The organism is Mycobacterium sp. IDUB_28, from assembly GCF_055419285.1.
Genome location: NZ_JBVAXK010000009.1, coordinates 84186 through 96809, shown reverse-complemented (window position 1 = coordinate 96809; position 12624 = coordinate 84186). Strand labels below are relative to the sequence as shown.

General features: G+C 66.9%; 10 protein-coding genes. 4 read left to right on the top strand and 6 right to left on the bottom strand.

Features of this window, described 5'->3' with window-relative positions:
• The first annotated feature begins 46 nt into the window (after nucleotides 1–46).
• The 3 genes from oxc (at nucleotide 47) to ACZYZ9_RS19310 (ending at nucleotide 3303) form a co-directional block, all read left to right on the top strand.
• Entirely contained in the window at nucleotides 47–1729 is a 1683-nt protein-coding gene (gene oxc / locus ACZYZ9_RS19320) for an oxalyl-CoA decarboxylase (RefSeq protein WP_463827879.1), read from the top strand.
• A 116-nt stretch (nucleotides 1730–1845) separates the two neighbouring features.
• Complete coding sequence (locus tag ACZYZ9_RS19315; RefSeq protein ID WP_463827878.1) at nucleotides 1846–2601, top strand: L,D-transpeptidase; 756 nt, start codon at nucleotides 1846–1848, stop codon at nucleotides 2599–2601.
• Nucleotides 2602–2649: 48 nt separating this feature from the next.
• The gene (locus tag ACZYZ9_RS19310) at nucleotides 2650–3303 is read left to right on the top strand and encodes an O-methyltransferase (protein WP_463827877.1); all 654 of its coding nucleotides are present in this window, start codon (nucleotides 2650–2652) and stop codon (nucleotides 3301–3303) included.
• Here ACZYZ9_RS19310 and ACZYZ9_RS19305 read toward each other — a convergent pair.
• Nucleotides 3300–5357 carry an acyltransferase family protein gene (locus ACZYZ9_RS19305; RefSeq protein WP_463828020.1) on the bottom strand — a complete coding sequence of 686 codons (2058 nt, stop codon included), beginning with the start codon at nucleotides 5355–5357 and terminating at the stop codon, nucleotides 3300–3302. The genes ACZYZ9_RS19310 and ACZYZ9_RS19305 overlap by 4 nt on opposite strands.
• Nucleotides 5358–5606: 249 nt before the next feature.
• On the opposite strand from ACZYZ9_RS19305, the gene ACZYZ9_RS19300 reads away from it, so the two are divergent.
• A complete protein-coding gene (locus ACZYZ9_RS19300; RefSeq protein ID WP_463827876.1) occupies nucleotides 5607–6137 on the top strand; it encodes a hypothetical protein in 531 nt (176 codons plus the stop codon).
• On the opposite strand, the gene ACZYZ9_RS19295 is transcribed toward ACZYZ9_RS19300, so the two are convergent.
• Genes ACZYZ9_RS19295 through ACZYZ9_RS19275 form a run of 5 tightly spaced genes read right to left on the bottom strand, consistent with a single transcriptional unit; the run spans nucleotide 6134 to nucleotide 12611 of the window.
• On the bottom strand, nucleotides 6134–7306 hold the full coding sequence (locus ACZYZ9_RS19295) for a CaiB/BaiF CoA transferase family protein (protein ID WP_463827875.1): 1173 nt from the start codon (nucleotides 7304–7306) through the stop codon (nucleotides 6134–6136). The two genes, ACZYZ9_RS19300 and ACZYZ9_RS19295, sit on opposite strands and share 4 nt — an antisense overlap.
• Entirely contained in the window at nucleotides 7299–8237 is a 939-nt protein-coding gene (locus ACZYZ9_RS19290; RefSeq protein ID WP_463827874.1) for an SDR family NAD(P)-dependent oxidoreductase, read from the bottom strand. Before ACZYZ9_RS19290 ends, ACZYZ9_RS19295 begins: the two co-directional genes overlap by 8 nt.
• Nucleotides 8237–10078, bottom strand: coding sequence for a flavin-containing monooxygenase (locus tag ACZYZ9_RS19285; RefSeq protein WP_463827873.1), 1842 nt, complete (start codon nucleotides 10076–10078; stop codon nucleotides 8237–8239). Before ACZYZ9_RS19285 ends, ACZYZ9_RS19290 begins: the two co-directional genes overlap by 1 nt.
• Entirely contained in the window at nucleotides 10075–11253 is a 1179-nt protein-coding gene (locus tag ACZYZ9_RS19280) for an LLM class flavin-dependent oxidoreductase (protein WP_463827872.1), read from the bottom strand. The genes ACZYZ9_RS19285 and ACZYZ9_RS19280 overlap by 4 nt, the downstream gene beginning before the upstream one ends.
• Nucleotides 11250–12611, bottom strand: a complete 1362-nt coding sequence (locus ACZYZ9_RS19275) for an aromatic ring-hydroxylating oxygenase subunit alpha (protein WP_463827871.1) — start codon at nucleotides 12609–12611, stop codon at nucleotides 11250–11252. Before ACZYZ9_RS19275 ends, ACZYZ9_RS19280 begins: the two co-directional genes overlap by 4 nt.
• Nucleotides 12612–12624: the final 13 nt, after the last annotated feature.

The following is a 12624-nucleotide window of genomic DNA, read 5'->3' as shown; positions in this document are numbered from 1 at the left end:
GAATGATGAGCAGTGACGCCGGATCACCACCTGAGGAGGGGCGACCATGACCGCCGCGCTGACCAACGGCTTCCACCTGGTGGTGGACGCGCTGCAAGCCAACGACATCAGCACCGTCTACGGCCTGGTCGGGATTCCGATCACCGATCTGGCCCGCACCGCGCAGGCCGCCGGGATCCGCTACATCGGCTTCCGGCACGAGGCCTCGGCCGGCAACGCCGCCGCCGCGGCGGGTTTCCTGAACCGCCGGCCCGGGGTGTGCCTGACGACCTCGGGGCCCGGCTTTCTCAACGGCCTACCCGCGCTGGCGAACGCCACCACCAACTGCTTCCCGATGATCCAGATCTCCGGGTCCAGCGACCGCGCGGTGGTGGACCTGCAACGCGGTGACTATCAGGACATCGACCAGCTCAACGCGGCGCGGCCCTTCGCCAAGGCGGCCTACCGGATCGGCCGGGTCGAAGACATCGGGCGCGGTGTCGCGCGGGCGGTCCGGACCGCGATCTCCGGGCGGCCCGGCGGGGTCTATCTGGACATTCCGGGCGAGGTGCTGGCGCAGACGATGCCGGCTGCCGACGCCGCCAACTCGATCTGGCGCATCGTCGACCCGGACCCGCGGCAACTGCCGGCACCCGACGCGGTGGACCGGGCGTTGACCGTACTGGCCCGGGCACGGCGACCGTTGATCGTGCTCGGCAAGGGCGCCGCATACGCGCAGGCCGACAACGTGATTCGGGAATTCATCGAGACCACCGGGATCCCCTACCTGCCGATGTCGATGGCCAAAGGCTTGCTGCCGGACGTACACCCGCAGTCGGTCGCCGCCGCGCGTTCGCTGGCGATCAAGCGCGCCGACGTCGTGCTGCTGGTCGGCGCGCGACTGAATTGGCTACTCGGACACGGGGAATCACCACAATGGTCCCCGGACGCCGAATTCATCCAGATCGACATCGCGCCCAGCGAGTTCGACAGCAACCAGCCCATCACCGCGCCGCTGACCGGGGACATCGGTTCGGTGATGTCGGCGTTGCTGGACGGGCTGGCCACCCACCCGGTGGAGGTTGCGGCGGCGTGGCCGGATGAGCTCGGCGAACGCAAAGCCCGTAACGACGCCAAGATGCGCCAGCAGCTCAGCGAAAATCCGCACCCGATGCGGTTTTACAATGCGCTCGGTGCCATTCGCACTGTCCTGCAACGTAACCCGGACACCTACGTGGTCAACGAAGGCGCCAACGCGCTGGACCTGACCCGCAACGTCATCGACATGGAGTTGCCGCGGCACCGGCTGGACACCGGAACGTGGGGTGTGATGGGCATCGGGATGGGCTACTCCATCGCGGCGGCCGTGGAGACCGGGCGCCCCGTCGTCGCCATCGAGGGTGACAGTGCGTTCGGGTTCAGCGGCATGGAGATCGAAACCGTCTGTCGTTACCGGCTTCCCGTCACCGTCGTCGTCCTCAACAACGGCGGTGTGTACCGCGGCGACGAGATCACTACGGCCACATCCGACCCGGCGCCCACCGTGCTGAACATCGACGCACGGCACGACCTGCTCGCAGAAGCGTTCGGCGGCAAGGGATACCACGTGCGGACGCCGGCTGAGCTGGAGACCGCACTGACCGAGGCACTGGCGTCGTACGGTCCCGCCCTGATCGACTGCGTGCTCGATCCCGGCGCCGGAGTGGAAAGCGGGCACCTGGCCGCCCTCAACCGCAGCAGCAAGATCTGACGACACCGGAAAGCCGAGCCCCGGCTACGCTGGCCATGTTTGCTATGACCCCTTCCGGGGGATAGCCACTAGACTGTGTGGTTGTGTCCACCGCACCATCCCGAAGGGTCGAGACCATGCGTCGAGCGGTTCGTTATCTTTTCGTCCTGGTCGCGATCACCACGATGGCCGCGGCCGGATCGGGCAGTCCCGCGACCGGCGCCGTGCCGGTCCCCCACCCGCTGCCCGGGGTGGCCTCGATATTCCCCGCCGGGGGAGCCGTGGTGGGCATCGCCACGCCGGTGGTGGTGACCTTCACTGCGCCGGTGCGGGATCACCGCGCCGCCGAACGGTCCATCCGCGTCAGTTCTCCGAGCAATATGACCGGTCACTTCCAGTGGCTCGACGGCAATGTCGTGCAATGGGTGCCGGACCGGTACTGGCCGGGCCACACCCACGTCTCCGTCGGCGTCCAGGCCCTCAACGAAGGCTTTGACACCGGCGACGAGCTGCGCGGCGTGGCCAGCATCTCCGCGCACACCTTCACCGTCAGCCGCAACGGCGAGGTGCTGCGCACCATGCCGGCGTCGATGGGCAAGCCCAGTCGTCCGACCCCGATCGGCAACTTCAACGCGATGTCCAAGGAACGCACCGTCGTGATGGACTCCCGCACCATCGGCATCCCGCTCAACTCCTCGGACGGGTACCTGATCACCGCCTCGTACGCGGTGCGCGTCACCGGCAGCGGCGTGTACGTGCACTCCGCGCCGTGGTCGGTGGGTTCGCAGGGCTACGCCAACGTCAGCCACGGCTGCATCAACCTGAGCCCGGACAACGCCGCCTGGTACTTCAACATGGTCAGCATCGGCGACCCGATCGACGTCGTGGCCTGACGCTCAGGACCGCCGGCGGGCTGATTCCGGGGGCATACAGTCGGGTGTATGGCCAATACTTTGCAAGATCCCCGGGTCGCCTCGGTGCTCGACCGGATGTATGTCGCTGCCGGCGCGCAGATGTCGCAACTGCGCGACCGGCGCGGTCAGTTCGACGGCCCGATGACGGTGCAGGAACGCACCGAAGCGATGAGCGAGTTCTACATTCCGGTGACGCCCGACGCCGGCCGCCTGCTCTACTCGCTGGTGCGGGCGAGCCGTCCGGCGACGGTGGTGGAATTCGGGATGTCCTTCGGCATTTCGGCGATCCATCTGGCTGCCGCGGTGCGCGACAACGGTGCCGGCCGGGTGGTGACCACCGAGCTCAGTGACACCAAGATCGCCGCGGCGAAGCAGACGTTCGCCGACGTCGGGTTGCAGGACGTGACGATCCTGGAAGGCGATGCGCTCGCCACCCTGACGGAACTGGACGGGCCGGTCGATTTCGTCCTACTGGACGGCTGGAAAGACCTCTACCTGCCGGTGATCAATCTGCTGCAACCGTCGCTGTCGTCGGGCGCGCTGGTGATCGCCGACAATGCCAGCGCGTCGGATATGCAGCCCTACCTCGACTTTGTGCGCGACCCCGGCAACGGTTACGTGAGTTTCAACTTCCCGGCCAGGGAGAGCGACAGCATGGAGCTGAGCTGCTGGTCGAACTAGCGGACCGACTCCTCCAGCCAGGGCAGCAGCCATTTGACCCCTTCCGGAGTCAGGTGCACACCGTCGCTGCGTACCTTGATGCCGTCGACCTTCGCGGTGTAGACGCCGTCCGGACAGAGCTTTTTGTTCAGGTCGACGATGCCGACATGCGGATGCTCACCGATAGCGTTGCGCAACATGGTGTTCCACTGGTTGACCCGGTCCGGTTGGTCTTCGGGATACAGTCGGCCGTCCGGTTTCTCCCCGCCCCGGCTGTACGGCACCGTCGCCACCATCACCCGAACACCGGTGGAGCCGACGATATTGAGCGCCCGGTGCAGTTCTGAGTTGAGGTACGCGTCGAACGTCGGGTCGCCGATGTGCGTCCACTTTCCTTCGTTGACCCGGTCGACCGTCTCCCACCGCCCGATGACCAGCAGCGCGACGTCCGGCCGATCCTGGCTGATCTGGGTCGCCCAACGACCGGGCCACGAATCGCATTCGGAACGCTGCTCCAGCGTCTGACCGATGTACCGGTACGGCGTGCCGCGCACCAGGCTGCAGCCGATGACGGTGTGGTCGATGAACCGGAAACCGGGTGTCGGCGGCAGGAAGTGCATCATCGTCCAGCCGATCGAATCGCCGAACACCGAAACGGTGAACGGCTGATTGGGATCGCGCGGGCCGGGGGCGGCGGTGGGCTGAGCGGCGCCAGGTGGCGACGGCGACACCGCCGCGACCGCCGACACGCCGGGCGGCAGCCCGACCTCCCGCAGCCCCGCTCCGACCGGGACCACCAGGATGGTCGCCGCGGCGGCACTGGCAACGGTGGCCGCGGCCAGCGGCAGCAACGGCACCCGTTCCGGGCGCCAGCGCCGGATGGGTTGCTCGATCGCCCAGTACGACACGCCCGCCACCGCCAGCGTGACCGCGCAGCGGGCCGCGAACAGGCCACCGCCCGACCACCCGGTGCGTTCACCGTTGAGCACCAGGAAGATCGGCCAGTGCCACAGGTAGACGCCGTAGGAGATCATGCCCAGCCACACCAGCGGGCGCCACGCGAGTACGCGGGCAACGGCGCCGCGCTGCTCCATCGCCACCGGTGCCACCACCAGCACCGCCGCGACGGCCACCACGATCAGCAGGCCGTGGCGGAACTCACCGGCGCTTCCCGTCGCGTAATGCGTGACCGCTGCCAGCGTGCCTAACCCGACAAGTGGCAGCGCCCGGGCGGCCCGTCGTCCCCAGCGGCTGCGGATCAGACACCAGCCGCGGTTCAGCGCCGGCCAATCCCGGACCAGCAGTGCCGATGCCGCGGCACCGATCAGTAACGCCTGCGCGCGGGTGTCGGTGCCGAAGTAGATCCGGTCGCGATTGCCGTCGCTGGTGCAGACGATGGCGGCCGCGGCGGAGGCGACCACGCCCAGGGTGGCGATCACGAAGGCGCTGAACCGGACGTGCCCCACCGTGGTCTTGCCGAAGTAGCGCCGGGCGCGGGCGGCCAGCAGCAGCGTCACCGCGATCAGCAGCACCGGCCAGACGATGTAGTACTGCTCTTCCACCCCCAGCGACCAGGTGTGTTGCAGCGGCGAGGGTGGTGCGCCCTGGGTGAAGTAATCGGTCTTCTGGGCTACGAACCGCCAGTTGGCCAGCCAGCAGAACGCGGCGATCGCGTCCCCGCGCAGGCCGTTGAGTGACTGGTAGGGCAGCAGTTCCCGGGCCACGCTGACGGTCAGCACCATCAACAGCAACGCCGGCAGCAGTCGGCGCGCGCGCCGAATCCAGAAGCCGCGCAGGTCGATCCGGCCGCTACGGCCGAGTTCGTCGAGCAACAGCGAGGTGATCAGGAAGCCGCTGAGCACGAAGAAGATGTCGACGCCGATGAATCCGCCGCTGACTCCCGGGATGCCACCATGTCCGATCAGGACCAGCGCCACCGCTATCGCCCGCAGTCCGTCCAGCGCCGGAACACCGCTGTGCCGCTCTTGCCGATCCCATCCCGCCGACCGGCCGACGCGTCGGACCGGGGCCACCCAGCGCCGCCGGAATGCGGAATCGGCCGGTGCGGCTGGTATCCCGCCCGGCTCAGTCCTTGTCTTCAGCGCGCCCTGACCGTGTGGTCGTCCGGCGCCGTCCTTGCTGCCGATACGTCGCTACCCCTCGAAGTTGATCCAAGAAATCCTAGAGGCGCGGGCCTCGCAAGCCCGGCAGGACACGCCACGGTCACGGAGCCCCCTCGATGTTCTGTGGAAGGGCCACAGCAACTTCCGTACCCTGGACGACGCGCAACCGCGCACCCGGTCGGCACGGCAGAAGGCATCCACATGGGCTGGTTCACCCGGCGTCGCAAGACCAGTCCGGGCGAGGAAGGCGCTGCGGTGGAAGTCATCTCGGGCGACGCCGCCGCGGTTGCGGCCGGACCCGCATGGACTGGTCGCGCGCTACTGCTGCCGGCGGTGCCGAGTCCCGCCACGGCGGCCGAAATCGCCGGTCGTGCCGTCGCGGCAGCCCAGACGCTGTCCGCAGTCGAACTCGACTTCAGCCCGGCCTCGTTGAACGACGTGGACGCGATCCTGGACGGCTTCCGCGGGCCCGGGTCCGACCTGATGGCCGAACCCATCTTTGTGCTCGGCTGCTACCTCGGCGAGGTCATGGTGCGCAACGCCGGCTACGTATGGGTGGACACACCGGCCGAGCTGGCGCAGCATCTGGGCTCGCTGACCGTGTACCACCCCGGCACCCACACCCACGCCAACCCGATCAGCAAAGCCTTCAAGCGGGTCGATTACGGCAGCCCGGACAATCTGACGTACTTCTACCGGGCCTACACCACCGACAGTCCGCTCTTCGACTAACCGGGGGGTTCGGAGTCCACCGGCATCAGGCCCAGTTCTGCCAGCACCGCCTCAGTGTGCGCGCCCAGCTCCGGGGCGGGACCGGCGACGCGACCCGGCGTCCGGGAGAACCACGTGGGCACTCCGGGAAAGCGCACCGGTCCGTGGGGCGTGTCGACGGTCTCGAAGAAGCCGACCGCGTCGAGTTGCGGATCGTCCAGCAACTCCGCCGGACTGGACAGCGGGGATGCGGGTATCTCCAGTTCGCGCAGCAGATCCAGCCACTCCTGCGTGGTGCGCTCGGCGAACGTCTGGGCCAGCAACCCGTAGACGGTGTCGATCTGACTCGCCCGCCCCGCCAACGTCGTGTACCGATCGCTGGCCCAGGCCGGTCGCACCGCGTCGACGAATGCGGCCCAGTGTTTGTCGTTGTAGATCAGGGCGGCGATGTGGCCGTCGCTGGTGCGGTACGGCCGTCGGTTGGGCGCCACCGCGCGCGGGTAGACCGCGGGACTCAACGGCGGGTCGAACATCGCGCCGTTGACGTGTTCGACCAACATGAACGACGCCATCGCCTCGAACATGCCGACTTCGACCTCTTGCCCCTCACCGGTGCGCTCGCGGTGGAAGAGCGCCATCGTCGTCGCGTACAGCGCGGTGAGGCCGGCGACCTTGTCGGCCAGGATCGTCCCGACGAAGTTGGCCTCGCCGGTCAGTTGCTGTTGCACCGACGGCAACCCGCACGCGGCCTGGATGGTGTCGTCGTACGCCGGCAGGTCGCGATTCGGCCCGCGCCGCGAGTAGCCGTAGCAGTTGGTGTACACGATGGCCGGGTTGACGGCCGCGACCTCGACATAGCTCAGCCCGAGGCGGGCAATCGCCTTGGCCCGCATCGAATGGATGAACACGTCGGCGCGTTCGATCAGCGCCCGCAGGGCGCGCTGGCCGGCGTCTGACTTCACATCGATGGCAACGCCGCGCTTGCCGCGGTTGACGTTGACGAAGACGCCGCTCATGCCGGGCGCCGGGCCCACCGATACGTAGCGGGTGTCGTCACCCCGCGGGGGTTCGATCTTGATCACGTCAGCACCCATGTCGGCCATGATCTGCGTGCAGTACGGCCCCATCACCATCGCGGTGAGGTCGACGACGCGGACGCCGGTCAGCGGGCCGGTACCAGCCTCAGACATGGTGCGCGCGCTCCCGCATTGCCCAGGCCGCAGAGTCGAAGCTGTACCGGATGTGCTGGGCGTGCCCGTCGGGGACCACCGGGAATTCCAGTGGCGCCGCGAGGTTCCGGATGGCGTAGAGCTGTTCGGCGACATCCTCGACGGTCCACGACAAGCGTTGCACCCCCGGGCTTTCGGCGATCACCGCGCGGGCGATCCGGCCGGCGATCGCGATCAGCATCTCGCCGTTCACCGGGCAGGATTCGTGCGCCAGCAACCCCACCACCGGTGCCACCAGCTCGGTCCCCATCGGGGGGTATTGCGAAATATCAAGGCCGTCAGCCATTCTCGTCACCGCTGACGGGACGACGACGTTGCACAGCACCCCTTCCGCCGCGCCTTCGAGTGCGACGACGTTGGACAGTCCGATCACACCGGCCTTCGCGGCCGCATAGTTGGCGACACCGTGGTTACCGTACAGCCCGCCGATCGAGGAGGTCAGCACGATGCGGCCGTAACCGGCGCCGCACATCACCGGGAAGGCGGGACGCACCACGTGAAAAGCGCCCCGCAGATGCACGTCGAGGACGGCGTCGAAGTCCTCGTAGCTCATCTCCTTCAGCGAACCGCGCCGCACCGTACCGGCATTGTGGATCAGGATGTCCAGCCGCCCGTACTGGTCGAGTGCGGCCCCGACGATGGCCTGCCCACCCGCGGCGGTGGTCACCGATTCGGTGCAGGCGACGGCCGCACCGCCGGCCGCGTTGATCTCGTCGACAACCTGCTGTGCCGGGCCGGCGTCCACGCCGCCACCACCGGTCAGCGCGCCGCCGGTGTCGTTGACCACGACGCTGGCCCCGCGGGCGGCCAGCATCAGCGCGTATGCGCGTCCCAGGCCCCGGCCGGCACCGGTGATCACCGCCACCCGATCGTCGAATCTGAGTTCAGCCATCACGGTTCCAGGATCAGCCCGTCCAGCTTGCCGCCGGCGCGCCACTCGGCGAGTAGGTCACCGAAAGCATAGAAGCCCGGACCGTACGGCTCACCCAGATGCGACCGGATGCCCTCGGTGCCGCCACCTTCGTTGTTGTAATAGCCTGGCGTGCAGGCCTGGTCGAACGCGCTGTTGTCGATCGCCGTCTCGCGGATCGTGGTGCACCAGTCGTCCTGCGCCTGTTGGCTGGGCTCGACCGTGGTCGCGCCACGGGCCAGCGCTTCGGCGATGATGTAGGCGATGTGCTCACCCTGCAGTTCGTAATTGGCGGCGATGTTCGCCGAAATGCCGACCTGGGTGAATCCGGTGAAGAACTGGTTGGGGAAGCCGCGGCTGGTCATGCCGTGCAGCGTCTTATAGCCGTCGCGCCAGTAGTCGAACAGCGACAGGCCGTCGCGGCCTTCGATCGCCTCCAGTGAGTACCGGCGGCTGATCTCGGTCGTGATCTCGAACCCGCTGGCGTAGATGATGCAGTCGACCTCATACTCGACACCGTTGGCCACCAACCCGTTTGCGGTGGCGCGCTCCACGCCCTTGGACGACGACACGTCGACCAGCGTGACGTTAGGCCGGTTGAACGTCGGGAGATAGTCGTCGTTGGTGCACGGCCGCTTGCACAGGAAGTTGTAGTACGGTTTGAGCGCCTCGGCGGTCTCGGGATCGTCGACGATGTCTTCGATGCGCCGGCGCAGCCGCTCCATGACCTTGTAATCTTCCTCCTCCCGGATGGCCATGAACTGTTCCGGGGTCATCGCTGCCGGATCCTCGAGCGCCATCACCCTGGCCGCGGTGTTGCGGCCCAGCTCGGTCCAGAAGTCGCACACCAGATCTGGCTGGCCGGGCGCCATGCCTTCGAACGTCCAGGCGTGAAAGTTGCGCTGCCGCTCTTTCTGCCATCCGGGTTGCAGCGATTTCACCCATTCCGGATCGGTCGGGGTGTTGTTGCGCACACCGACCGAGGACGGGGTGCGCTGGAACACGTACAGGTGCTTGGCGTAGCGGCCCAGAAACGGCACGATCTGGATCGCGGTGGCGCCGGTGCCCACCACCGCGACACGCTTGTCGCTCAATCCGTCGAGTCCACCGGTGGCGTCACCGCCGGTGTAGCTGTAGTCCCAACGCGATGAGTGAAAGCTATGTCCCTGAAAGTCTTTCAGGCCCGGGATGCCCGGCAGCTTGGGACGGTGGAAGGGACCCGACGCGACGACCACGAACCGCGCCCGGATGTCGTCGTCGCGGTTGGTGCTGACCCGCCAGCGCTTGATCTCCTCGTCCCAGCGCAGCGCCCGCACCTGGGTGGAGAACAGCGCGGCGTCGTAGAGCCCGTAGTGCTTCCCGATCCGGCGGCAATGCTCGTAGATTTCGGTACCGTCGGCGAACTTCTTGCTCGGGATATAGTCGAGTTCCTCTAATTGCGGTATGTAGCAATATGATTCGTTGTCACATTGCAGCCCGGGGTAGCGGTTCCAGTACCACACTCCGCCGAAGTCGCCACCCAGTTCGATGATGCGCACGTCCTCGACGCCCGCCTTCTTCAGGTGCGCAGCGCACAGCAGCCCGCCGAAGCCGCCGCCGAGCACGGCCACGTCGATATCCGCCGAGATCGGATCGCGCACCAGGTCCGGCGAGTGCGGGTCGATCTCGTAGTATCCGGCGAAGTCGTCGACGAGTTCGATGTACTGCTTGGAACCCTCCGGACGCAGCCGCTTTTCGCGTTCATGGCGGTACTTTTCGCGCAAACCGTCCAGGTCGATGTCGATGGGCGCCGATGTCGGCGGGCAGTCGGAGACTCCGGTCATGCCAGCGCGTTCTCCGGTAGCGCGGCCGGGTGCAACGGTGCCGCCATCTCCTGCACCGCCGGCAGTACCTCCTTGGCGAACAACTCCGTGCTGGCCGTCGCCTCGTCGTAGGGCATGGTGCCGAACTGCGGCACGATCGTCAGTTCACAGAACGAGCACGCTTCCTGGGCCGCTTTGATCCGGTTGAAGATTTCCTCGGGAGTCCCGATCAGCAGGTTGGAGGCGTGATAGCCCGGCGTCTTGGGCGCACCCTTCGAGTCGTGTGTCACCGAGGACGCCAGCACCGCGGTCGCGGTCGCTTCCCGGGCCGCATAAGCCTCATAGCCCTTGACGCCTTTGAAGTTCGAGGCGTCGGCGAACCCGTAGTGCACGGTGACGTCGCGGTTGGCCGTGTAGATCCACTCCTCGGACTTGGCCGCACCATCGGGATCGGCCGTGCAGTACATGAACATCACGTTCTTCGGCTGACACGGTGGCAGACCCTCCTCCTGCCGGAAGGTGTTGACCTTCTGCACTTCCCGGCCGGCATCCTCGATCGGTTTGTTGCCGACGAACAGCGGCACCATGCCGCGCCGGGAAAGGATCTCCAGCGACTCCGCGGTGGACGACGAGGAATAGATGCGGGAGAACAGGTCCCGACTCCGCGGCTCGGGCCGCAACGACATCTCGGGCACCTTGAAGATCTCTCCGTCGTAGGAGAACCGCTCCCCGGAGAACGCCAGCTCCAGGATGTCCAGCGTCTCGTTGAACCGCTGGCGGCTCTCCTCCCTGGGCACCCCGACGGCGTCGAACTCGCCCTTCGACACGCCACGGCCGATCCCGATCGTGGTGTACCGGCCGTTGGAGATGATGTCGAGGTAGGCGATCTGGTGCGCCAACCGAATGGGGTGCCACCACGGCGCCACCGCCACAAAGGTGCCCAGAGCGACCCGTTCGGTGCGACCGGCGAAATAGCTCAACGCCTGAATCGGGTTGGGTGTCATGCCATAGGGCGTGCCGCAGTGCTCGGGCATCCAGATGCCGTCGAACCCGAGCGGCTCGGCCAGATCGGCGATCGCCAGTGTGCTCTGCACACATTCCCAGTCCGGGGTTGCGGGCGGCTGGCTGAAGTCCTCGGCCAGCACTCGCTCCCAGTCGTGCGAATTGTGTGCTCCGAAGCCAAGGTTGACCTTCATCGTTGAATCTCCGTCTCTGTTGCAAGGGCCTGCGGCGCGCCCCGGCCCAGGTACTCGGCGAGGTTGCGGTGCAGGTTGGCGGTACTGCGTTCCATGTAGGGGTTGGGCTTGGGGCCGCGGAAGCCCAGGGACTTCATTCCTTGCTGCACCGCGGCCATATTGGAGAAGTCCTGCGGCAGGACGCTGCGCCAATTCGGGTCGTCCGGCGGCGCATACACCCACTCGGTGTGCGGCTCTTCGCCTTTCGGGTACAGCTCGTAGCAGGACGCTTCGAAGATGCACTCGTCGGGGTTGTAGCCGTGCGGGCGCGCGCTGTAGCACAACGCCGTGGTCAGACCCTGCCCGATCTGGAAGTTGGGGAATATCTGCCAGGCGGTGCCGCTGTTGGCCAGGTGTTCGGGATCGATGGTCGGCCAGACCACGCCGCGGTCGGCGTCGTCGCGGCGTGCCGAGGTCAGCCAGTGACTGAGCACTCTGTCGGCGGGCGCGTCGTCGGGCAGCTCGTCGACCAACCGCAACGCCGCGTTCACCAGTGTCTGAGTGGTGGTGGCGTTGGTCTCTTCCAGTGTGTAGAGCTGCATTTCGGCCGTCGAGACCCGCGGGTCCGCCCCGGTGCCCAACCGGATCTTCGACTTGGTCTCACCGAGATCCGCCGGTGCGTCGTAGCCGATGTTGCTGTGCCTGCCGTGCGCGGCGGCCCAGCCGCGGAAGTTGCCGAACTTGTTGAACTGCGGGTGCGTGGTGGCGACATGGTAGGTCTCGTTGAAAGCCTCCATCGCGACCTTCCAATTACATTGGAAATGCAGCCATTTGCGCCACTTGCAGCGCATGTCGGCCAGATTGAACGGATCGAGCATGGTCGCTGCCGGTTCTAGGTAGTCGCGCAGCGGCTCGGCCGCCGGGTCCATGTTGATCCAGATCCAGCCGCCCCAGGTGTCGACGTTGACCCTGCCCAGATGGGTGTTCTCCGGGGTCAGCGCCCCCTGCCAGTCCGCCCGTTCGGGGATGTGGGTGCAGTTGCCGTCCTGGTCATAGGTCCATCCGTGAAATCCGCAGACGAACGACTTCTTGTGGCCGCAAGCACTTTTCGCGCCGGCGGGGGTGTCCACCAGCCGACGGCCGCGGTGCACACACACGTTGTGGTGGGCCTTGAAGGTGTCGGGTCCGGTGCGCACCACCAGGATCGAGTCGTCCAGGATGTCGTAGGTCAGGAAGCTACCCACCTTGGGCAGATCTTCGACGCGCCCGACCTGCTGCCAGACCTTGCGCCACAGCTTGTCCCGTTCGGCGCGGGCGTAGTCCGCAGAGATGTAGGCCTCGACCCCGATCGTGACCGGTGCGGTCAGATCGTCATTCATCGCTTTCCCCTTC

Coding starts and splice junctions, on each gene's coding strand:
- oxc (WP_463827879.1), top strand. CDS start 47: ATGACCGCCGCGCTGACCAACGGCTTCCACCTGGTGGTGGACGCGCTG.
- ACZYZ9_RS19315 (WP_463827878.1), top strand. CDS start 1,846: ATGCGTCGAGCGGTTCGTTATCTTTTCGTCCTGGTCGCGATCACCACG.
- ACZYZ9_RS19310 (WP_463827877.1), top strand. CDS start 2,650: ATGGCCAATACTTTGCAAGATCCCCGGGTCGCCTCGGTGCTCGACCGG.
- ACZYZ9_RS19300 (WP_463827876.1), top strand. CDS start 5,607: ATGGGCTGGTTCACCCGGCGTCGCAAGACCAGTCCGGGCGAGGAAGGC.
- ACZYZ9_RS19295 (WP_463827875.1), bottom strand. CDS start 7,306: ATGTCTGAGGCTGGTACCGGCCCGCTGACCGGCGTCCGCGTCGTCGAC.
- ACZYZ9_RS19290 (WP_463827874.1), bottom strand. CDS start 8,237: ATGGCTGAACTCAGATTCGACGATCGGGTGGCGGTGATCACCGGTGCC.
- ACZYZ9_RS19285 (WP_463827873.1), bottom strand. CDS start 10,078: ATGACCGGAGTCTCCGACTGCCCGCCGACATCGGCGCCCATCGACATC.
- ACZYZ9_RS19280 (WP_463827872.1), bottom strand. CDS start 11,253: ATGAAGGTCAACCTTGGCTTCGGAGCACACAATTCGCACGACTGGGAG.
- ACZYZ9_RS19275 (WP_463827871.1), bottom strand. CDS start 12,611: ATGAATGACGATCTGACCGCACCGGTCACGATCGGGGTCGAGGCCTAC.